The following is a 22683-nucleotide window of genomic DNA, read 5'->3' as shown; positions in this document are numbered from 1 at the left end:
ATTTTGGCTCCTTTCCGGTTAATACCGCAGTTGATGTTTTATGCAAACCACATCTCATATCCGATGGGTATATTGTGCATATCAAATTTTACCGTGTGCATAGTGTGCTGGTCGGAATCGCTGAAAGAGACGGTGAATCCTCCGTTCATATCTTTCCCATTGCCATATCCGTAGTCCCCAAAGTAAAAGGAGGAGATCTGAGGGGTACAGCTCTGTGCAAGGTTCCAGGTGTCCAGCTGTTTTTGGGCTTTGTACAGATAATTGTCCACATCAGAAATGACTTTTTCCGCCAGATGGAGATATAACTCAGCCGGCGCTTCCTTGGTTCCCTGAATCGTGATTTCTACAATTTTGTTGTCGATGTTCAGCGCCTGGTTCCAGGTATTGTCCGCGAAGTATTTTAAGTCGTTAAGCATAGTTTGGCCTCCTTTATATATGATAGAAAGAATCTCTGGGTTTCTGAAATTATATTTCTATAGTAATTATACCATTGGAAGGGGCTTCCGGCAAAGGGTAACGGGGGAAAATGCCTGTTCTTTGCTGTGATTCATGGCTCAGGAGCATATTCTGTATACGGAAATGCAGGTGAAAGTAATATTGCACAAAAATAAGTACAATATAAAATTAGATTGTATGAAAATACCAATTGATATTTTTTTAACGAAATGATATTATTTAATTGTTAAATAAATATCAATTATTTTTTACTTATAAAATATTATTTAGGAGGAATCATCATGGCAAACAAAACAGAAGTCACTGTACCGGCAATTATTGACAGCGTGGATGCTCTAATTGCAAAGATGAAAGCAATGAGGGAAGCTCAAAAGATTTTTGCCACCTATACACAGGAGCAGGTAGACAAAATCTTTTATGAAGCTGCTAAAGCTGCTAACCAGATGCGTATCCCGCTTGCTAAAATGGCAGTTGAGGAAACCGGAATGGGCGTTGTGGAAGACAAAGTTATCAAAAATAACTATGCGGCCGAGTACATTTACAATGCTTACAAAAACACCAAGACCTGCGGCGTGGTAGAAGAAGATAAAGCGTTCGGAATCAAAAAAATCGCTGAGCCTATCGGTCTGATCGCAGCAGTTATACCGACAACAAACCCAACCTCAACAGCAATTTTCAAGACTCTGATTTCGTTAAAAACAAGAAATGCCATCATCATTTCCCCTCATCCACGTGCAAAAGGATGTACAATCGCAGCGGCTAAAGTTGTTTTGGATGCGGCAGTTAAGGCCGGAGCTCCGGAAGGAATCATCGGCTGGATCGACGTTCCTTCACTGGAACTGACCAACGAGGTTATGAGAGGAGCCGACACAATCCTGGCAACCGGCGGTCCTGGTATGGTTACAGCGGCTTATTCTTCAGGAAAACCTGCTTTAGGCGTTGGCGCTGGTAATACGCCTGTTATCATTGACGACACAGCTGATATCAAGATGGCAGTAAACTCCATCATCCATTCAAAGACATTTGATAATGGTATGATTTGTGCTTCCGAACAGTCTGTAACTGTGTTAGAATCAATTTATAGAGAAGTAAAGAAAGAATTTGAATACCGTGGATGCTATTTCTTAAAAGCAGACGAGATCGATAAAGTCCGTAAAACAATCTTAATCAACGGCGCATTAAATGCTAAGATCGTTGGACAGTCCGCACATAAGATCGCATCATTGGCAGGAGTTAATGTTCCTGTGGATACAAAGATCCTGATCGGTGAAGTGGAATCCGTTAATATCGAAGAAGAATTCGCTCATGAGAAATTATCTCCGGTTCTGGCTATGTATAAAGCTAAGACATTTGACGAGGCTATTGCAAAAGCTGAGCAGCTGGTAGCGGACGGCGGATACGGACATACGGCTTCTCTTTTCATCAACCCGAATGAAACTGAAAAAATGGCAAAACATGCAGCAGCTATGAAGACATGCCGTATTGTTATCAATACTCCTTCTTCTCACGGCGGCATCGGTGATTTATACAACTTCAAGATGACACCTTCACTTACCCTTGGATGCGGTTCATGGGGCGGAAACTCTGTTTCTGAAAACGTGGGTGTAAAACATCTGCTTAACATCAAGACCGTTGCTGAAAGGAGAGAGAACATGCTTTGGTTCAGACAACCTGAAAAGGTTTACTTTAAGAAGGGCTGTATGCCTGTAGCACTTGACGAATTGGGAACAGTTATGGGCAAGAAGAGAGCCTTCATCGTAACTGACTCTTTCTTATACATGAACGGTTATACAAAACCGATTACTGATAAACTCGACGAGATGGGCATCGTATACCAGTGCTTCTCAGAAGTACAGCCTGATCCGACCCTTGCCAATGCACAGGCAGGCGCAAAAGCTATGACAGCATTCCAGCCGGATGTTATCATCGCTCTGGGCGGCGGTTCTGCAATGGATGCAGGTAAGATCATGTGGGTAATGTACGAGCATCCGGAAGTGGACTTCAAAGATATGGCTATGCGTTTCATCGATATCCGTAAGAGAGTTTACACCTTCCCTAAGATGGGCGAGAAAGCTTATTTCGTAGCTATCCCAACTTCTTCAGGTACCGGTTCTGAGGTTACTTCTTTCGCAGTTATCACAGATCAGGAAACAGGCGTTAAATATCCGCTTGCTGACTATGAATTAATGCCTAAGATGGCAATTATCGACGCTGACAACATGATGAGCCAGCCGAAGGGCTTAACAAGCGCATCCGGTGTTGACGTATTGGTTCACTCACTGGAGGCTTATGTTTCCGTAATGGCAAGCGACTATACGGACGGTCTTGCATTAAAGGCTATGAAAAATGTATTTGACTATCTTCCAATTGCATACAACGACGGTTCTAATGTGGAAGCGCGCTGCAAGATGGCAGACGCATCCTGCATGGCTGGTATGGCATTTAACAACGCATTCCTTGGAGTATGTCACTCCATGGCACATAAATTAGGCGCATTCCATCACCTGCCACACGGTATTGCCAACGCATTGCTGTTGAACCTGGTAATCGAATTCAACTCAGCTGAGTGTCCAAGAAAGATGGGAACCTTCTCCCAGTATGAGTATCCGCATACCATGGCAAAATATGCTGAATGTGCGCGTTTCTGCGGTGTTCAGGCGAAAACTGACGAGGAAGCTGTTCAGAAATTCCTTGTTAAGATCAGCGAATTAAAAGAAGCTGTGGGTGTTAAGAAGACAATCAAAGAATACGGTGTTGATGAGAAATACTTCTTGGATACCCTGGATGCAATGGTTGAGCAGGCATTTGACGACCAGTGTACAGGTGCTAACCCGAGATATCCATTAATGAGCGAGATTAAAGAGATGTACTTAAAGGCTTATTACGGTAAATAAGAAGAGGATAGAAAGGAGATAGCATTATGAAGACAGATAAGATTTTAGCAACACGCACGCACAAGATTATCTATAAAGTTGGGGATACTGCTGTTAAGGTATTTGACAAAAATTATCCGAAAACTGACGTTTTAAACGAGGCTCTCAATCAGGCCAGAGTTGAAGAAACAGGTCTTCCGATTCCTAAGATTCTGGGCGTTACCACTTCTGAGGACGGAAACTGGAGCATTACTTCCGAATACATCGAAGGCAAAACATTGGCTCAGATCATGGACGAAGATCCTGCAAATGTTGAGAAATACATGGATGATTTTGTAAATCTGCAGATGGAAGTTCACAGCAAAAAAGCTCCTCTGTTAAACAAATTAAAAGATAAATGGGACGGCAAGATCAGCGCGCTGACCGCGATCAACGCAACCACCCGCTATGAGCTGCGCACCCGTTTGTCCAGTATGCCAAAGCATACAAAAGTGCTTCATGGAGATTTTAATCCATCCAATATTATCGTTGATAAAGACGGCAATTACCATATCTTAGACTGGTCCCATGCAACACAGGGCAACGCATCTGCTGATGCGGCTACAACTTACCTGCTGTTTGCCCTTCATGATCAGAAGATGGCAGATCTGTATATGAATAAGTTCTGCGATAAGAGCGATACTGCAAAACAGTATGTTCAGAGATGGCTGCCGATTACAGCGGCTTCCAGATTGGCTAAGGCGATTCCGGCTGAGAAAGAATTGCTGGAAAAATGGCTGGATGTTGTTGAGTACGAATAGATTATTTACATCAAGGGTGAAGGCATTTTCGAAAATGCCTTCACCTTTTACTTTAAACTTTAAGGCATTTTCAGAAATGCCTTCACCCTTTACTTTAAAATCACCAAGACTTTACCATTTCTTTCAAAGATTCTTCCGTCTCTCTCAAAATCTCTTCCACATCAGCCCCCTCAATATCCAATCCCTGAGCCGACTGACTTTCAAACTCCTCAATCCCGAAAAAACCGCAAATCCCTTTCAGATACTGGTTCCCAAAATCCATATCCCCAATAATTCCTCCTGAGGTAGAGATACAGAGCAGTTTACTTGCCTGACATTTCCCAACAGAGCCGTCTTTTTCATATCCAAAAGTGATTCCGTTAACGGAAACCTGTTCAATATAGCATTTTAATGCGGCCGGAAAAGACAAATCCCAATAGGGCGCTCCGACGATGATTTTATCGGCAGAAGCGAACTGGCGGGCGGATTGAAAAATTGGATTATTGAAATCGCCTTGTGAGATCAGCTGGTTGCGGCGGTCTAACGTGTTGCTGTCCATTGGTAACGGCATTTCATCGTTAAGCCGGATGGTCTGGATCTCATCTTCAGGATGTAATAATTGATATTGGTTTAGAAATGTCCGGCATAACCGCCAGGTTCTCGACTTCTCCTGACTGCGGATACAGGAGTCTACAAATAGGATTTTCATAAATTGTTTTGTTCCTTTCTTGTGATATGGTTATTATAGCACAGAAGGCGTCTATAAAATTCCTCCGGACGTCATTTAGTTAATGTACGAATCTTGTGTTTCCGTTTTTAGCGGATTGTATAAATGATCGTAATTTTTTTAATTATCTGACTATTGCAACATCTGTAAAGGTGAGTTAGACTATAAAGAGAAATGAGGACTGTAAACTAAAAATATATAGAGAAGAAACGTAAAATGATTTTACCAATAAATAATGAATTTAGTGATGCATTATAGAAATATGAAATAACTTGGAATTTCAGAGACGGTGTATAGGAAGGACGGATATGGTAACAGAGGAATTTTTTAATGACAATTTTTATAAGCTGTTAGAGGCAACGGCCGAATATGCGGAAACACAGATGAAAAGCAGTGCATTTGAAAAATTTTACATATCTTTTGATGTGCCGGGGCGGCGGAATTATGAAAAACTTTTTTTGACATTTATACCGGACAATGCTGATTCGGATCGGCGGATATGGAGACTTGAGGCCAATGTCCGGGCACGGTGGAATCAGGAGTATGTGGTCAGACAGCGTTTGTTTGTGGGAACGGGAGATGAGGTGCTGCGGTATTTGAGGAAGCCTGATGCGGAAGAGGAATTAAAGAATGTAATCAGGCAATTAGACGAGAGCAGCGGACATGAACATCCGCGGGACCAATGAATAGTGCCGTCCGGAAGCCATAATATTTCCTCCGGTAAGGGAAGCGTTTTTAAGGCTAAAAGAGTAAGATGAAATCATAAAGAAGAGAAAGTAACTCTTCGTATTTCATCAAAACATCGATTAACCATTGAAGACGGGAGGAAATACAATGAAGACGATGAATAAAAAACAATTTGAGCGGATGAAGGAAAAAGCGGCGGAAGTCCTGAATAAAAAGGCGGAAGGCATTACAGACCGTGAGATCATCGCTCAGATCTATATGGACGGATTAAACGATAAATCTATGGACCGTGGGCTGGCGATGGCGGATGAAGCGTTACAGGCGGTCAGAGATTTTAAGCAGAGCTATAACAATGCGGCAGAAGATAAGGACAGTACCCTGGAAAAACTGGTGGATCAGTTGCTTGAAGGCAAGTCTACAGCCGAGCGGTGCGGTATACTTACGAAAATGTTTGCTGCAATAACTGCATCCAACGCCGCGATGTCCGGCGGGGATAGTGAGGAAATTGAAAACTTGATTCGTCTGGCGGATGAAGAGTCCTTTACAGAAGAACAGGCAGATCCTGAGCTGGAAGCCGGTATCCGGGCGCAGGTCATGGAAGCCCTTAATGCGTCTTCGGTTCTGAGCCAGGGCCTGCTTCGCCAGGCAGATCAATTGGAAGAGATAGCAGCTGAAAATGGTATAACCTGGATGGTGCTGCAGGCCGGTCAGGACGAGATCGGGTATCAGGGAATTATGGCTATGCTTTGTTACGTGGAAGTTAAAAACGGAACGATCAAGGAGTTTCCACCGGATTTGACAATTAAACAGACTGCGTGCATTATTGCGGCAGCTGAAGCAGAACAGCAGATAGTAAAACGATTTACAACAGGTGAGCTTTCAATTGAATTGGCGGTGGCTCTGCTGAATATTCTTGGGATGATATTATATATAAAATTAGCTGCATATACGATGTTCTGTGGAGCCCTGTTGGCGGCTGGTTTGTTCGGTTTTTATATGGCATTTCCGGCAATTATCCTATTAGCGCTGTTCTGGTATAGCGCTATGGATAAGTCTGTAGATATTTGGGAATGCGGTTCGCGCTTATTGGTTCGGACCGTTGTGACAGTGGTCCGCGCAAGTGTGAAAGCGTTTCTGGCGGCATCTCGCGAGATTGGTGAATATGTGAATAATACAGTGGTACCTGCCGCGGCGGCTGCAGTAAAGAAAGCGTGGAGCTTTGTAAAGCGCATTGTGGGCCTGCGCTGTGAAGAAACATCTGAAGTTGAAGAAAACATTGCGTTAGAGGTTGAATGGGTATAAGAGCGTCAGCGTGGTTAAAAACATATTTTTATGAAATGCGGAAGGGGGAATGGATCGTATGGAACGAAATGTACGTCTTTTGCAGGTGGAAGAAGAGTTAAACGCACAGCATTGTATTGAACAGGGGGTTAGCACAGAGGAAAAACGTGTGCACCAGTATAAGCAGGCATTAGAAAGAGCATTAGAATCCATTTTAGATGATAATTCGACGCTTTATCAGGATATCTGCGCCTATCTCTATAGGATTAAAGTGCCGTCTTTTATTAAAAAGAAGGCGGCGCAGCAAGAGGCTGAACTGGATGAACCTAAGTTTTATTTATACGCTTATATTGATAAAAATACATGGAGCAATATCAGGCTGGAGGCAAAAAGAATCAGCAAGGAAAGTGCGCTGAAGCTGGTTATTGCGCTGCAGCTCACGGAAAAAGAGGCGAAGGAGCTGGTGAAAAAGGCTTCTTATGCGCTGAGCCGTACCGATTACCGGGATCACGTTATCATCGCATTGCTGCATATCCAATGCTACGATCCGGACGAAGCCAGCGAGATTTTAGAGGTGCTTGGAAAGAATAAAAAGCATCCGTTTGAAAATATCTATATCATTTAAGGTGACTGTTCATCTTCCCGTTAATTGCGCCGGATTCGGCGCAGATGGCGGGAGGCTGGACTGTTGCTGTTTAAACGGTATAATTTTTGATTGAATATGATGGAGGTGTCTCTTTGGATAAGAAAATTCAGATGATTACTGTAGAAGAAGAATTAAATGCACAAATAAGCATAGCCAACTACGGTTGCAGCGATGAAAACCGGGTTCATCAGTTACGGAAAGTGGCAGAGGAATTGTCCCGGATATCCATTTCGGCGGAAACCTCTCTTTATGAAGATATCTGCCGGTATATTCAGAGAATAGAGAAGCCGGATACTTTTGTGAAAAAAAGTTTAAAGCTAGATGAGAAAAAGTTTTATGAGTATGCGGATATTGATAAAAATACGTGGAGCAACATCCGCTTAAATGCAAAGGGAATCAGCAGAGAAAGCGGTTTTAAATTGGCGATTGCGCTTCAGCTCAGCGAAAAAGAGGCGGAGGCGCTTTTGGAAAAGGCTTCGATCGCATTTGACAAAAGGGAGTATCTGGACAAAATTGTGCTGGCATTGCTGAGAATAGAATGTTATGAGCCGAAGGCGGCGGCAGAACTTCTGGAAGAGTACGGCAGGGATGAAGCGCATCCATTTAAAAATATATACAATATCGAACGAATGAAGAAAAAAATATCCTCCACCGAGGGAAGCGATTCTAAGGCAGGAATGATATGATGGGAGCATAAAGAAAGAAACTTAAAAAACATATCCAGAACAAGGAGGAAATACTATGAAGACTATGAATAAAGAAAGATTTGAACAGATGAAGAAACAGGCAGAAGAAGTATTGGCTAAGAGAGAAGCAGGCGTTTCTAACCTGGACCTCATTGCACAGATTTATATGGACGGTTTGGACAATAAGTCTATGGAACAGGGACTGATGATGGCTAACGAGGCGGTTCAGGCGGTTAAAGACTTCAATCAGAGCTACAGCGAAGCAGTGGAGAATAAAAATGGCACCATGGATAAACTGATAGACCAGCTGCTTGAAAATAAGAGCGCAGCTGAACGGTGCAATATCCTTACACAGATGTATGCAGCAGTAACCACAGCCAGCGCAAAGGCCTCTGGAGAGGAATGTGAAGAAGGCGAAAAACTGGTTAACCAGGCAGATGAAGACCCCATTACAGAGGAGCAGGCAAGCCCTGAGCTGGAAGCCGAGATCAGGGCACGGACGATAGAAGCGCTTAACAGATCTTCGATTTTAAGCCACGGTTTGTTCCGCCAGGCAGACCAGCTGGATGCGCTTGCATCAGAACTTGGAGTTACTCAGATGGTGCTTCAGATCGGACAGGATCAAATCGAATATGAAAGCATTCTGACTATGCTGAGTTACGTGGAATCCAAGAATGGAACCATCGAAGAGCTGCCTCCGGATCTGACAATTCAGGAAGTTGCATACGTTGTTGCGGCGACTGTAGAAGAGGAACAGATTGTAAAACGCTTTACGATGGGCGAGATGGCAATGGAAGCAGCGGTCGCTTTGCTGGATATTCTGGGAATGGTCATGATGATAAAATTCGCAGCATGGATCGTTGGCAAAGGCGTAATGGTAGCAGCAGGGATGGGCGGATTAATTTTGGCAGCTCCTGCATTGGTTCTTCTGGTAGCAGGCTGTATGGCGGCTATGAGTGAAGCGGTAAACATTTGGGACGGCGGAGTCCGTTTAGGCGTCAAAGCGGCATCCACAGTTGTCCGCGTCGGCGTCAGGGTTGCAGCAGCCGGGCTTCGCAAGATCGGTGAATTTGTTCAGAATACAGTGGCGCCTGTTGCAATCGCAGCCGTTAAAAAGGCGTGGAGCTTTGTGAGACATATTATGGGTATGGATGCAGAGGAAACGGTTGAGGTCGAAGAAAATACAGTTGTAGGTACAATATAGATTAATAAAATAAAGGAGATCCTGTCATATGTTAAGAGCGGATAGACAGACGATTGTGAATCTGATAGATCTGCAGAAATATGCAAGTTTATCGCAGCTATATAATCAATTAGAACAATTTTGTGAATTTGCAGAAGTTCATTGCGTACCTATGGTTCTGCTGTTTGACGATGGGCAAACAGCAGAATACCTTGATAAACAATTTTGGCTTGATCTTTTGCGTGAGAAAGAATTATTGGAAGCGAAAACAGGAACTGAAAATATGGATGCCGGGCAGTGTGCAGAAGTGGTTTTTGACTTAAAGGTATTATTATATGAACGGAAAATGCAAAGAAGGCAGTTTATTGAAAGCGGCATAGGCGAACCTATTGATTGGAGCATTTCCTGGAATGATAATGTAGAGCTGGCTGTTCAGAGATTTCGTGAATCTTATGGAAACAATCCTAAGATAGAGGCGGGGGCTGCATCCATAAGAAAAGATCTGGAGAAGCCTTATAAGATTGATGATGCAATTAAAAAGCAGATATCACAGGAACTGGAGCAGGGGCATATAAAGGAAAAATTGGCAGTTATTTTAAACAATAACCGGAAAAATGGAGATAATTCTCCTGTTTCAGCAATCAGCATGCTTGCAATCAGTATGCTGACCGAGTGCAGCCCTGCAGCAGAGCCGCAGAACCAGCAGCCGGCCTTTGTAAAAAAGGAACCGCCCAAGGACAGTAAACCTTCGAAATCGGTAAATTTATCACAGATGAAAACTCCTCCAAAAGAGAAGGGAAAGAAAGAATTTCTTAATCAAAAAGATCATACGGTAAAAGAGGCTGAAAAAAGCGCTCCGGTTCTTTCTGTGGAATTGATTAATGCCAATGCGTCCTATGAAAAGCTGGAATGCCGGGATACGCCTTACCGCTGGTGGCTTTATGAGGTGAATGAGGTTCCGAAGAATGAAGTGATACATACGGTCAAGATCGAGGCTGTAAAAAAACAAAATGGATTTGGGAGCGTCTGCATTCAGCTTTATTCCGAAAAGCGGCAGATGGTATGGGAACTTAGCCTGAAACCGGGTGAGTACAGGTACTGCAATATGATACAGGGAAAGATTGTATGTTTTCTGCCCACAGTGGCCGTTTGCGACGAGTTCTGTGTATATCGGCCTAATTATTACAGCAGTGATATCCGGGTCTGGGCCAGAAAAGATAAAAGGGAAACCCAGTTGGCATACGGATCTGAAGTATCCAGCTACAGCGTATGCAAAGATGGGGAAATGTATCTGCGGAAAGGCCGCGTGATGTCGGGCAGATACCTTCCGTGCAAAAACAACCAGAGGATTGCCGGTAAGCTCGAGGCATTGAGCTATGAGACATTTGTTGAAGTACATGTTAATGATAAAGGATATATGCTTCTGAATAATAAAGGATTGGTGCGCTCGAATATCCCTGAATGGGATGGAAAACGGGCAGCATCTCTATATGGAAATGATTGGATGAAGAATATCCCGGTTAATGACAGGTAAGAAAGGCTTAAACATGCACAGGAAAGGTGATCGGATGAATGTATATTTAAAAGCGGCAATTGCCGTATTGGCGATTATTGTTTTGGCAGTGTTAGGAAAAGAAAAGCTGAGAGAATTTTTCGGTATGCTGTTTGGCGGAGGCCGGACGCCTGACAGAGGAAAAGAAGATGGGACTGCGGGCAGTGCGGAAAAGATAACCATCGGCGGGCCAAGGGGCAGCGATGATCTGTCGATGGCTAAAAAGCAATACAGCGATATCATTTACCGTTTGGATCATCCGCAGGTTGGAACGAAAAGTTTTGAGGCCCGATTGGAAAAATGCCGGCGGATGTGGAAGGAGATCAGGCAGTCGGCGGGAGCGGAGGACCGTGCGAATATCATTCTCGCAGGCTATTATGCGGAGGACCGCCTGAAAAGCAAGTTAGCTGATTTCTGTGAATATGTGGAGGAAGAGCTTGATGAGGAACAGAGTTCAGAATCCATCGTTCTCTGCGGGTTTAACAGCTGCCTGAATTTCGCCTGGCTGGATTATAAAAAGATGAAGGAGCGATTGAAAAAAATGCCTTTGGAATCGGGCTCATCACCAAACGGAGCGGACCGATGGGACTTTTTACAGGATATGTCCTACCGGGGAGGGGCATTTGGGGAATTGTATTCAGCCCTTTCATTAGGTAAACGGAAGTTTGAAGCCAATGAATCCATAGGCGTTTCTGACAAAGAACTGCTTGCTGTGCTCACAAAGGTCCGGGGGTATATGGATGATGCGTCATCAGACTATTTTTCATGGGACCGTGTGATGAACGATTATAACAGAATGAAGGAAAAGCGGGAGGCTGCAATTGAGAAGGCCCGTGATCTGGAAGAACGTCTGGAACAGGTGATGATTGAAGATGTGATAATGAAAATGAAAGATAAAGAATGTCCGGTTGACCAGCTGAAAAATCTTTACCGTGGAATGGATAAAAAGATAAAGGAAAATCTTTCTGATATAAAAGAGTAATATTTCATTTTTCCCTCGCCGAGGGATGAAAATCCGGTTGGAAGGGGTTAAAATGAAAGCAGATCAAGGGAGATCAGGAATAAATAGGATAAATGAAAGGGAGTACGGCTATGAGAATTATTGGGTTAGATTTTGGGCATTGTGAGATTGCGGCGGCGATGGCGATATTTCTGAATGGAGTGTTTGTCAGCATGAAGAATCTGTTTCTGGATGGGGATAAGAATACAGTGATTCCGGCTGAGGTGGAATACGAGGGCGAGATATTTAACTACTTTAAGGCTTCGCCGAAACATTTTAACGAACAGGTTGAGGGAAATAAAGTAACGGCTGTCCGCAGGGATCTGATGATCCTTTTGTTTAAAAAGATAATAAATGGAATTTTGGAATTCAATACCGAGATTAGCAGCGGAGAACAGATTATGCTGATCGTAGGCTGCCCTACTTCCGGGGAATGGACGTCAGAAGAGAACCGTAAAGAATATGAAACGCTCATCAAGGAAGCGACCGGGGTGGCGGAGGTTCGTGTAATTCCTGAATCCCGCGCAGCGATGTTCAGCGCTTTGGCAGACGGAAAAGGCCGTATGATTTCTGCCAGCGAAGGAGCGGCTGTATATGATTTCGGTTCATCCACAGCGGATTCAACTTATATGAAAACCGGCAAACGGTGTGTAGAGGTTAGCTGGAATCTGGGAGCAAGAGAGATTGAAAAGGCTCTGCGCAGGATGATGTGCCACGAAGCATCGGTGAAGGCAAACCAGAAGGGCTTAGAGCTGGTTCCTATTGATAATTATGCAAATCTGGAAAGAAAGCTGAGAGCCGTAAAGGAAGCCTATTTTAATGGAGAATTGGACGAAGATTCCTCTGTGACTGCATGGAAATTCCCGACGGTAGAAGGGAAGAAGCTGACGGTAACGCTTGATATTGATGACGACACGATGGCTAGGGCGCTGAGCGATGAAGAGCTTACTATGGATGTTAACGGCAAGCTGGTTACCGGTAGCTGGAAACGCTGCTGTAAAGAATTTTTCCGTGAAAGTAAGTTACTCATAGAAAAGCAGCATTCGGTCAAAGAAATTGTTCTGACCGGCGGAGCAAGCAAAATGAAATTTGTCGCTGAATACGCCCGTGAGATATTCCCAAAACCGATGTATGAAGTGACATGTGCCAAAAATCCAAGTTTCAGCGTTTCGCAAGGTCTGGTATGGGTAGGTCTTGTGGATGAGATGCAGGAAGAGTGCATCGCTGCTGCGAAGAGTGCGGTTGTCGACAGCGGAGTAGCAATGGTTGAAGATCTTAAAGATGGTTTAAAATCAAGCATGGGAGAAAAAATATATCAGTCCATTTATAGTTCAATGGATGAATGGGCCCAAGCAGCCACAGACGAATCTCTGCATGATCTGCAGAAGCGCATGGATAGAAATATATCCAAAATTGAAGGCGATATCAAAAGAGATAATAAGTTATGTGTTGAGAACTGGACATCGGGTATTGTTAATGAGATTCGCATTCAATTGGAAGAAGCGCTCAAGAAAAAACTCGGTACTACGTTGGCACAAAAGATGGTTATGCCTCAACGCATGTGGGATACGCTGAACCAAAGCTTAGATAAAGTGAGCATTGATACAGATAAGATTATAGAGGGAATCGATGTGAATTCATTGATGACTAATATAATCATGTGGGTACTTATATTGGCATATGCAGGAATAGGGACAATACTTATTCCGATTCCGGTGATTAGTACACTTTTGGGTGCGGCAGTCGGAGCTCTGTTTGCCTCCTGCTTTAATGATACTAACAAAGATCTGGCTCGTGATGAGAAGATTAGAAGAAAAGCAAAAAATGTAATGGAAAAAAATGATCAAAAGGAAAAAATCATTAGCCAGGTCGGTGCGGAGATTAATAATGCTGTAGATTCACAGGTTACAGCCGTTTCGGTAAAAAATGATATTGAGGCTATTACAAGAAGCGCCTATGAAATCATGACGCTCAAATTCGAAATATAAATATAATTTATAAGCCCTGATAATAGTACGCAGCTATCAGGGCTTATGGCCTTACAATATGGGCAGCCAAAAGTGGCGTGTAAAGTGCTGCTGTGTTATAATTCATATATACGCGGATAAAATATACGGAATGGAGATAAAATGAAAAAATTTTTAAAGTTTACATTATTTGTATCTGTGGGTATTGCTGTCATAGTAGGAGGAAAAGAAAAATTGATGAAAATCTTAGGAGGAAACTCCAAACCCAATAGATTTCCCGGCCGCCGCGGAGTAGGACAACCCGGCTGCCGTTCAGGAGAAACCTCTGTAAAAAAGCCAAATGACGATTTGGCTCAGGCTAAAAAACGATATAAGGATATCATTTATCTGATCGATAATCCGGCTATTGACAGTACAAAACGCTTTGGAACCAGATTTGCAGAGTGTTTACAGGTTTGGAAAGATATCAGGCAGTTGGCTGCTTTAGAAGAGCGTGCCAATATCCTCCTCACAAGCTACTATGCAGAAGATAAGCTGAAAAGCAAATTATCCGGTTTTTGTGAGTATGTGGAGAAGGAGCTTGAAGAGGAACAGAGTTCAGAATCTGTTGTCCTCTGCGGATTTAATACCTGCCTGAACCTCGCATGGCTTGATTATCAAAAGATGAAGGAAAAATTAAAAGAGATACCGGCGGATTCCGGTACATCACCGAGTGAATCCGACAGATGGGATTTTTTGCAGGATATGTCTTACCGGGGCGGTGCATTCAGTGATTTGTATAAAGCTCTCTCCTTAGGCAGAAGCAGATTCGACCTGCATGAAACAGTGGCCGTTTCCGACCAGGAGCTGCTTTCTATACTCACGAAAGTAAAATCATATATTGACGATACGTCGGCAGGTTATTTTGCATGGGACAGCGTGATGGATGATCTTAATAAGATGAAAGAGAAGCGGAATCAGACAATTGAGAATGCGTCTCATCTGGAAGAGTGCCTGGATAAGGTAATGACAGAAGATAGAATTTCCAGAATGAAGGACAAAGAATGTCCTGTTGAACAGTTGAAGGCCCTTTATCGTGAAATGGATAAAATAATAAAGGAAACGCTTCCTGATATAGAAGTATAGTAACTGTTCAATCGGTCTGCGCATTTATTGCTCTGTCTATAACGAAACATGGTAAATAAGGTAAAAATAATAGATTAATAGCTCTGAAAACTCCTTACAGTTGTCAGGGCTATTAATATACAGAATTTAAATATTTTTCCCTCGCCGGGGGATGAACGTTCCTTTTATATGCGATATATTAAAAGTAGATCAAAATATTAAAAGCAGATCAAAAGATATTGATGATTGGGCGGATAAGAGAAAGGACGCATGGCGATGAGAAAGATTGAGTTAGATTTTGGGAGTTGTGAAACCACTATATCAATGCACAGAGAGCCACAGGAATTGGCAAGCGTCAGGCTTACAGACGATATGAGGGACGAGTGTATCGCAGGTGTAAAGAAAGCAGTTATGGATAGCGGCGCAGCAGATATTGACAAACTGGAGGAGACACTTAAAACCAGTGTGTGCGGGAACTTATACACATTTATGTTCGATATAATAGATGCCTGGGCAAATGCGTCTCAGGATGAATCCCCAAAAGACCTAAAAGCACGCATAGATGAGAAATTTTCTTGGATTGAAGGAAAAATTAAAGAGGATAGCAGGGAATGCATAAGCGCATGGTCTTCTGATATTAATAAGGAAATTTGTATTAGGATGGGAGAAGAGTTTGAGAGAAGGCTTGGTATTACATGTGGGCAAAAGATGGTTATGTCCTTAAATCTGTGGGATTCATCGAATCGGTATTTAGAGAATATGGGTGTTGATGCGGATAAAGTCGTAGATGAAATAGATGTGAACTTAATTTTGGGCATTTTATTTGCGAGGGTAATGACAGCCACATTTTTTGAAGAGTCAGGACTGCGACTACCGGAAATTTCTCCTGCTATTACTGTAATGGTTTCTTGTTTCGTGGATGATTATCTGAATAACAAAATGAGTGATGATGGGTGTTCGCAAAAATTTAGAAAATGGTCGCTAATGGAAATGAAATACGAGAGGAGAAAAAAAGTGGTTCTTCCATTATTAGAACAACGGATTAAGAAGGTAATAGATTCAGAAGTTACTAACGCTTCTGTAGAACGTGATATTGAGCTTATGATAAAGAATGTCTATGAGATTATGGCGGTTAAACTTGAGGTATAAATAATATAGTAGAAGCAAGCTGAGAAGTATTTCTAATTAAGCGGATACGGGGGATATGGCAATGAAAATTATCGGATTGGATCTTGGATATAGTGATATTACAGCAGCAATAGGTTTATTTAACAACGGCGAGTTTGTTCGTATGCACAATTTATGTTTAGACGAGTTCATGAACTATGTGATTCCGGCCGAGGTAGAATGCTATGGTGTGCGTTTTAACCATTTTTGGGTATCTCCAAAGCATTTTGCTGAGGAAATCCATTGCAATAGAGAGACAATCTGCCGCCGTGCGCTTATGAGCTTTTTACTCCGTAAGGTGATGAAGAGGATTATGGATAATAATCCCGAAATCGCCGATGGGGATCAGATTATGCTGGTTGTGGGCTGTCCGGCTTCTGAGGAGTGGTTATCAGAGAAGAAAGAATATGAACAGTTTATCATGGAGGAAACAGGCGTGGCGGAGGTTCGTGTGATTCCGGATTTCAGTGTTTCTCAGGGATTGTCATTTTGAATATTTTCCCTCATTGAGGGATGAAAATTCACCGAATATGTTGTAAGCTAGAAGCAGATAGAAAAAGGTATCTGATTTAGAAAATAAAAGAAATTGGAAGGATATATGCCAATGAGAATTATCGGTTTGGATTTTGGACATTGTGAGATCGCAGCCGCCATGATTCAGTCTATGAACGGCGAGGCTTTCAGAGTGATGAATTTATTTCTGGATGGGAACAAGAACACGGTGATTCCGGCTGAAGCAGAATACCATGGTGAGCTGTTTAACTATTTTAAGGCGTCGCCAAAGCATTTTAACGAACAGATCCGGGGCAATGAAGTGACGGTTATGCGCCGGGATCTGATAAGCCTTTTGTTTCGCAAAGTGATGGATGGAATCATGGAATATAATACCGAGATTGCCGATGGAGAACAGATTCTGCTGGTTGTGGGCTGTCCGGCTTCTGAGGAGTGGACAGCGGAAAAGAGCCGGAACGAATACGAACAGCTTATTAAAAAAGCAACCGGCGCGGCGGAGGTCCGTGTAATCCCTGAATCCCGGGCGGCCATGTTCAGCGCGTTGGCGGACGGAAAAGGACGGATGATATCGGCTGGCGACGGAGCTGTTGTATATGACTTTGGTTCCTCTACGGCCGATTCAACGTATATGAAGTCGGGAGAACGGTGCGTTGAGGTAAGCTGGAATCTGGGTGCGAGGGCAATTGAAAAAACTCTGAGCCGGATGATGTGTTGCGAGGCGTCGGAAAAAGCAGACAGGCTGGGATTGGATATTGTTCCAAGCGAAAATTACGCCAATCTGGAAAGAAGGCTTAGAGCGGTAAAGGAAGCGTATTTTAACGGATCATTGGATGAAGAGTCCTCCGTATTCGCATGGAAATTTTCTACTGCCGGCGGGAAAAAATTAACTGCCATTTTGGATATTGACGATGAGCTGATGGATCGGGCATTAGGCGAAGAGGAAGTCAATGTGGAACTCAACGGCGCTTTGCTTGCCGGAAGCTGGAAATACTGCTGTAAAGAATTTTTCCGTAAGAGTAAGACCCTTATCGAAGAAAACTATTCGGTAAAGGAAATTGTTCTGACCGGCGGCGCCAGCAAAATGGATTTTATTGCCCAATACGCCCGCAAGATTTTTCCGGAACCTAAATATGTGGTAACATGTTCCCCCAATCCGTGTTTCAGCGTTTCGCAGGGCCTGATATGGGCAGGGCTTGTGGATGATATGGAAAAGGAGTGCGTTGCCGCTGTAAAAAAAGCAGTAATCAGCAGTAATATATCCGGTGTGGGTTGGCTGAAAGATAGAATGAAATATAATATGGGCGAGAAGATAAGTAAGGTAGTCTTTGATGTGGCCGATGCTTCCATAAAGGCAGATTGTAAGGACTTCAACTTGGAAAAAACTATGGAAAAGGTGTTTGACCCTGAAAATATAAAAGACCAGCAGGAGCGTATAGAGAGGGGCATTTCCGGGATCATGGATGAGATCAGATCAGATAATAAGGAGTGCATCAGGAAATGGACTTCGGGTATTATTAAGGAAATCCGTATTCAGCTGGAGCATGAACTTCAGAAACGGCTCGGCGCTATTTTGGCGCAGAAGATGACTATGCCGGAAAACATGTGGGATTCTTTGAATTTGAATCTGGAAAAGCTCATTAATGCTGATAAAATTATAAATGGAATGATTCCAGTGAAAATCAAATGTCCAAGCCGGGAATTGCTGGTGGATTATAAGATGAAAGTAATAAGCACTTTGGCCGTTTTTGGAATAATGAAAGATACGGATACAGGGCGGGGGATGATAAATGGCGTGAAAAAAACTATAAAAGAGATAATTCATACTGAACAGGGATTTTGGATTAGTAAGGCCGTGGATTCAGCGGTTACAGACTCTTCCTTAGAAAGCCATATCGAAGCTATTACAAAGAATGCCTATGAAATCATGACACTTAAATTTGAAGTATAAATATACATAGTTAGTTACAGCAAGTTCATCCGGAGCGGTGATTGAAACGGTTGGAAAGGAAGTGCGGATATGAGTGTGTTATCTGATGTTACAAAAAAGTGTAAGTCTGCAATGCGGGCCGGTATACCAATTCTTTTCATTAAGACGAATTCTTATGATTTAATCAGGGATATTGTGGACAGCGAAGAACTTGTGCTTCTGGTTAAAAAAATTAACGCAAACAATACGGCAGAAGGGGGTAAATACCGGCCTTATGGAGAATGGAAACGGCAGCATCCGAATGAATCTCCCAAGCCGGATAATTGGTTAGAAGAACTCGATAGTGTTAATACATGGAGTTACCCTCATATTGTTACCTTAGCCGGTAAAAAGGGTTTTGATGAAGCTAAATTAGATGACTATATAAGAGGATATATAAGCCGGTCTACTGATAAAAATGTCCGGCATAACACGGCAATACTGCAAAGCAGCGCTATGATCATATATTCGGATAATATCTGCTTATCCGACAGAATTTTACAGTACACAGAAGTGATCGAAGTGAAATATCCGGATCACAATGAGATCAGGGAACTGGTACAGGAGAAGGCAGCACAGTTTGGTGAGCGGATAGAAGGGAAAGAACTGGAACGTTTAAGCAGTGAACTTCAGGGATTTACCAAACAGGAAGCTATAACGGCCATGAATAAAGTTTTAACCCGTGAAATTGAGGAAACTGACGAAGATGGGGAGATTAAGTGGCTAAATGATGAAAAAGCAGTGAAGAAGATTATTCAGGATCAAAAAGCACAAAAACTTCATAATGGAGATCAGATCCTAAAGTTAATTACCATCGATGAAGATGAAGAGATTGGCGGAATGCAGGAGCTGACAGAATACATAAAAAATATCAGAGAAAAAAGGCTTTTGGAAGATGAAGATTTAAACCGGCGTACCTATGCTGTTCAGGCGCCAAAAGGGATTCTGCTCTGTGGAATACCGGGCTGCGGAAAATCGTTGGCAGCTAAGCTGACCTCTAAAACGTTTGGGCTTCCTCTTCTACAGATGGATATGGGCAACCTGATGGGCGGGCATTTAGGTGAGTCCGAGGAAAGGATGCGCTGGGCCTTATCAACCGTGGAAGCGATGGCGCCATGTATTTTGTGGGTCGACGAGCTGGAGAAGGGGTTCAGTGGTGCTCAGGCCAGCGGAAATTCGGATGGGGGAACTTTTAAGAGAATGTTCGGATCACTCCTAAACTGGATGCAGGAAAACAAGAAACCGTGTTTTATCTTTGCAACGGCCAACGATATAGGAGGACTTCCGAAAGAATTTTTCCGAAGCGGGCGTTTTGACGAATTATTCGCTGTTTATCTTCCGACGGCCAGTGAATGCGCAGATATCTTTTTGGCCTGTATCAATAAAGCTGTGAATAAAACAAAAGAAGAAAGGGAGAAGATGGGCAAGCCTCCGTTGATTGAAGAGGCGGCACAGAAGAAAGACTTTTATTTAAAGATTGTAAATACCTATTTAGTAAATAACGAAAGGGTAAAGATTGTAATCGGCTCTGATATTCAGAAAATTGTTAACTTAGCTTTAACAGAACAGTGTGATGATTACGAGGCCAACACCATTACCCAAAGCCTATGGAAAGATGCATTGATACAGGAAATTGAGCGGTGCAATGTTTATGGCGACAGCCCGGAAAATATCGACAGTATCGCCGTAGGATACTGCAGAATGCTTCGCAAAGCGTTCCGGCCGACATCCGGGAAAGATATTCTTTTTAGGGCAAAGGATTATCATATTGAACGGGCTGCACAAATACGTGATAATAGCGATGAGGATACCGCGGCCATAAAAATTTTGGACAGAGATAAAGAGTCCCAACGCTGTCCTTATGATCAGGCCGTTTACGAAAAACTGTACCCCAAAATCAATCAATGGGCAGCTGATGTTGAAATGATTGAAAAAAGGAGATTATTGGAGGGATAAGAATGTCAATAACATTAGGAACAATTGTTACTGCGCTTTTGGTGGCAGAAGTAGTATGTGCGGCGGTTGAGTTTCTTCATGATTTATGGGGATACTGCGTGAACGCTCCGGGAACGCTCTGTACCGCAGAGATGAGCGAAACAGATATAAAGATGCAGGAACAGACAAGAGATATGATCCACGAGACATTTGGCGAGAATATTATAGAATCTGTTCAAGATATGGATGCAGCGCAGCGGATTAAGAGTGCCCAAAATTTGATACAGGCACTGCAGAAAGAATATGATCTGGATGTAAAAGTAGAATTTTATGGTGACGACCGGCATCAGTGCGGATTTTATAACAGCAGGGATAATACCCTTAACTTAAATGTTGCTGATTTACTTTCAAAAACGCCTGAACGGATTCAGGAGTTCTTTGATACCATAATTCATGAACTGCGGCATGCCGTTCAATGGAAAGCAATTCGGGAAGCCGGTTATTGGAACGTAGAGGAAGAACGGAGCAAGGCGTGGGCTACAAATTTTGCTAATTACATCAGCGCCAGCGTTGATCCTAAGGAATATGCAATTCAGTTGGTTGAGATGGATGCCCGTACGTTTGCCAGTGGATGTCTGGAAGGAGTGTTTTAATGATGATTAAGAATGGCGAGTTGAGCATTGTTCAGAAGATTAAATTAAGTGAATACCTGAGAACACAGCAGGAATATAGTGAGAAAGAAGTGGATCAGGCTGTGGCGGCAGTAAACCGAATGAATCCGGAATTGAGGAAACAGCTGGTGGAGTTTCTCGTTACGGGAGAATATCCAAGCACTGTGATTGAAAAAGTGACGGTAAAAGACCTGGTTGATAAACTTAACATGAATCCGGTCACTGCATTTCTTTCGTTGGATTACCTGATGGAAAAACCGGATGAGGCCAAATATATCCTGAGCAGAAAACCGGAAAAGATAGAGATAGATCAGGAATTTTTAGAAGAGCTGCTGGGTTCACAAAAAGATGAGTCCGCAGATGAAGCGGGCGAGTGATAAGAGATAGATGCGAAAGAGGGGAGTGCTTTTACAGAGTATTCGCCTCTTTTTTCGGTTAACAGAAGCCTGATTATTTCCTCCGCCGGGAGAAGCAAGAACGAAAGAAAACAGATATAATTGAATCATAGTAACAAAACGGGCAGCGTTTATGAAACATAGAATGTGGTATAAATTTTCAGGAGGCAGGCGGTATGGCAAAGAGTAAGGAACAGAAGTATCAGCTGGCGGTGGAAAAAGAGTTGAAGATAGTTCAGAAGCAGGAAGAACGGTTATGCCGGTCGGCAGGTAAACCTGCTAATAACAAGTGGAAACAGGTTCTGGAAGAGAAGGTTCCGGATAAGGTGTACAAAAGCCTTCAAAGCGTATTTTGTAAGGCATTTTCCATCATTTTTGAAAAGGGAACCGGGATAATTGAAAAAGGCTATAAGCGGGATGTGATTCAGGAAAATCTTGAGGTGCAGAACTTTACATTTCAGGTAAAGGCGAACCGGAGATCTTTAAAAAAAGTCCGCAGCAGCGTCAGCGCGGCTCATCTGTTGAATATGACCATTACTACGGCCGAGGGAATCGGGCTTGGCGTCTTTGGAATCGGGCTGCCGGATATCGTCGTATTCGTCGGCGTACTGCTGAAGGGAATTTATGAAATCTCACTTCATTACGGATTTGATTATGATACTGATGAAGAGCGGTATTTTATTCTGAAACTTATGGAAACAGCAATGCTGAGAGAAGAGGAATGGAACGCCGGCAATGAGGCAGTTGACCGCATGATTGCGGGAGAGGCAAATGAGAATTGGAACGAGGCTGTGAAGCAGCAGATTCCCCGGACTGCGGATGCATTTGCAGTGGATATGGTCTTGATGAAATTTGTTCAGGGACTTCCTGTGGTAGGTGTGATTGGAGGGGCCGGAAATCCTTTTTATTATAATAAGGTGATGAAATATGCGGAATTAAAATATTGGAAAAGATACTTACTTAAACTTCAGAAACAGTAAATGGTCAAACAACATCATTTTTAAGTAACAGTTCAATCTTCCGATGGAAACAGCCGGAGCCGGCACAGCCATCGGAAGGATAAACTGTTACTTTTTAAACCTAAAACGCCGAAAA

20 protein-coding genes are annotated in these 22683 nt (G+C 43.0%); 18 read left to right on the top strand and 2 right to left on the bottom strand.

Going from position 1 to position 22683, the window contains the following annotated elements; translation table 11 throughout:
* Positions 1–38: 38 nt before the first annotated feature.
* A complete protein-coding gene (locus C0033_RS13285; RefSeq protein WP_103228364.1) occupies positions 39–416 on the bottom strand; it encodes a hypothetical protein in 378 nt (125 codons plus the stop codon).
* A gap of 321 nt (positions 417–737) precedes the next feature.
* Between C0033_RS13285 and adhE the strand changes: the two genes are divergently transcribed.
* Both adhE and C0033_RS13275 read left to right on the top strand, forming a co-directional pair.
* A complete protein-coding gene (gene adhE, locus C0033_RS13280; protein ID WP_103228363.1) occupies positions 738–3350 on the top strand; it encodes a bifunctional acetaldehyde-CoA/alcohol dehydrogenase in 2613 nt (870 codons plus the stop codon).
* Positions 3351–3376: 26 nt separating this feature from the next.
* Positions 3377–4129: an aminoglycoside phosphotransferase family protein gene (locus C0033_RS13275; RefSeq protein ID WP_103228362.1), complete on the top strand. Its 753-nt coding sequence runs from the start codon at positions 3377–3379 to the stop codon at positions 4127–4129.
* A 100-nt stretch (positions 4130–4229) separates the two neighbouring features.
* Here the strand turns inward: C0033_RS13275 and C0033_RS13270 are convergent, their stop codons facing one another.
* Positions 4230–4817: an NAD(P)H-dependent oxidoreductase gene (locus tag C0033_RS13270; RefSeq protein ID WP_103228361.1), complete on the bottom strand. Its 588-nt coding sequence runs from the start codon at positions 4815–4817 to the stop codon at positions 4230–4232.
* 326 nt (positions 4818–5143) lie between these two features.
* On the opposite strand from C0033_RS13270, the gene C0033_RS13265 reads away from it, so the two are divergent.
* From C0033_RS13265 to C0033_RS13190, 16 genes are all read left to right on the top strand, one after another.
* A complete protein-coding gene (locus tag C0033_RS13265; protein WP_103228360.1) occupies positions 5144–5521 on the top strand; it encodes a hypothetical protein in 378 nt (125 codons plus the stop codon).
* A gap of 148 nt (positions 5522–5669) precedes the next feature.
* Positions 5670–6824, top strand: a complete 1155-nt coding sequence (locus tag C0033_RS13260; RefSeq protein ID WP_103228359.1) for a hypothetical protein — start codon at positions 5670–5672, stop codon at positions 6822–6824.
* A 58-nt stretch (positions 6825–6882) separates the two neighbouring features.
* A complete protein-coding gene (locus tag C0033_RS13255) occupies positions 6883–7428 on the top strand; it encodes a hypothetical protein (protein ID WP_103228358.1) in 546 nt (181 codons plus the stop codon).
* A 113-nt stretch (positions 7429–7541) separates the two neighbouring features.
* Complete coding sequence (locus tag C0033_RS13250; protein WP_103228357.1) at positions 7542–8135, top strand: hypothetical protein; 594 nt, start codon at positions 7542–7544, stop codon at positions 8133–8135.
* A 55-nt stretch (positions 8136–8190) separates the two neighbouring features.
* Positions 8191–9339: a hypothetical protein gene (locus C0033_RS13245; RefSeq protein ID WP_103228356.1), complete on the top strand. Its 1149-nt coding sequence runs from the start codon at positions 8191–8193 to the stop codon at positions 9337–9339.
* Positions 9340–9367: 28 nt separating this feature from the next.
* Positions 9368–10852 carry a hypothetical protein gene (locus C0033_RS13240; protein WP_103228355.1) on the top strand — a complete coding sequence of 495 codons (1485 nt, stop codon included), beginning with the start codon at positions 9368–9370 and terminating at the stop codon, positions 10850–10852.
* Between the two features lie 34 nt (positions 10853–10886).
* Positions 10887–11852, top strand: coding sequence for a hypothetical protein (locus C0033_RS13235; protein WP_103228354.1), 966 nt, complete (start codon positions 10887–10889; stop codon positions 11850–11852).
* Between the two features lie 110 nt (positions 11853–11962).
* Complete coding sequence (locus C0033_RS13230; RefSeq protein WP_103228353.1) at positions 11963–13858, top strand: hypothetical protein; 1896 nt, start codon at positions 11963–11965, stop codon at positions 13856–13858.
* A gap of 141 nt (positions 13859–13999) precedes the next feature.
* Complete coding sequence (locus C0033_RS13225; protein ID WP_103228352.1) at positions 14000–14962, top strand: hypothetical protein; 963 nt, start codon at positions 14000–14002, stop codon at positions 14960–14962.
* 249 nt (positions 14963–15211) lie between these two features.
* The gene (locus C0033_RS13220; protein WP_103228351.1) at positions 15212–16090 is read left to right on the top strand and encodes a hypothetical protein; all 879 of its coding nucleotides are present in this window, start codon (positions 15212–15214) and stop codon (positions 16088–16090) included.
* Positions 16091–16151: 61 nt separating this feature from the next.
* Positions 16152–16601: a hypothetical protein gene (locus C0033_RS13215; RefSeq protein WP_103228350.1), complete on the top strand. Its 450-nt coding sequence runs from the start codon at positions 16152–16154 to the stop codon at positions 16599–16601.
* A 105-nt stretch (positions 16602–16706) separates the two neighbouring features.
* Positions 16707–18569 carry a hypothetical protein gene (locus tag C0033_RS13210; protein ID WP_146043768.1) on the top strand — a complete coding sequence of 621 codons (1863 nt, stop codon included), beginning with the start codon at positions 16707–16709 and terminating at the stop codon, positions 18567–18569.
* 69 nt (positions 18570–18638) lie between these two features.
* Positions 18639–20543: an ATP-binding protein gene (locus tag C0033_RS13205; protein ID WP_103228348.1), complete on the top strand. Its 1905-nt coding sequence runs from the start codon at positions 18639–18641 to the stop codon at positions 20541–20543.
* A gap of 2 nt (positions 20544–20545) precedes the next feature.
* The gene (locus C0033_RS13200; protein WP_103228347.1) at positions 20546–21175 is read left to right on the top strand and encodes a hypothetical protein; all 630 of its coding nucleotides are present in this window, start codon (positions 20546–20548) and stop codon (positions 21173–21175) included.
* A complete protein-coding gene (locus tag C0033_RS13195; RefSeq protein WP_103228346.1) occupies positions 21175–21570 on the top strand; it encodes a hypothetical protein in 396 nt (131 codons plus the stop codon). The genes C0033_RS13200 and C0033_RS13195 overlap by 1 nt, the downstream gene beginning before the upstream one ends.
* Before the next feature lie 194 nt (positions 21571–21764).
* Positions 21765–22568: an EcsC family protein gene (locus C0033_RS13190; RefSeq protein ID WP_103228345.1), complete on the top strand. Its 804-nt coding sequence runs from the start codon at positions 21765–21767 to the stop codon at positions 22566–22568.
* The last annotated feature ends 115 nt before the right edge of the window (positions 22569–22683 follow it).

The organism is Clostridium sp. chh4-2, assembly GCF_002899675.1.
Taxonomy (GTDB): domain Bacteria; phylum Bacillota; class Clostridia; order Lachnospirales; family Lachnospiraceae; genus CHH4-2.
This window is presented reverse-complemented; position numbering and strand designations above follow the sequence as displayed.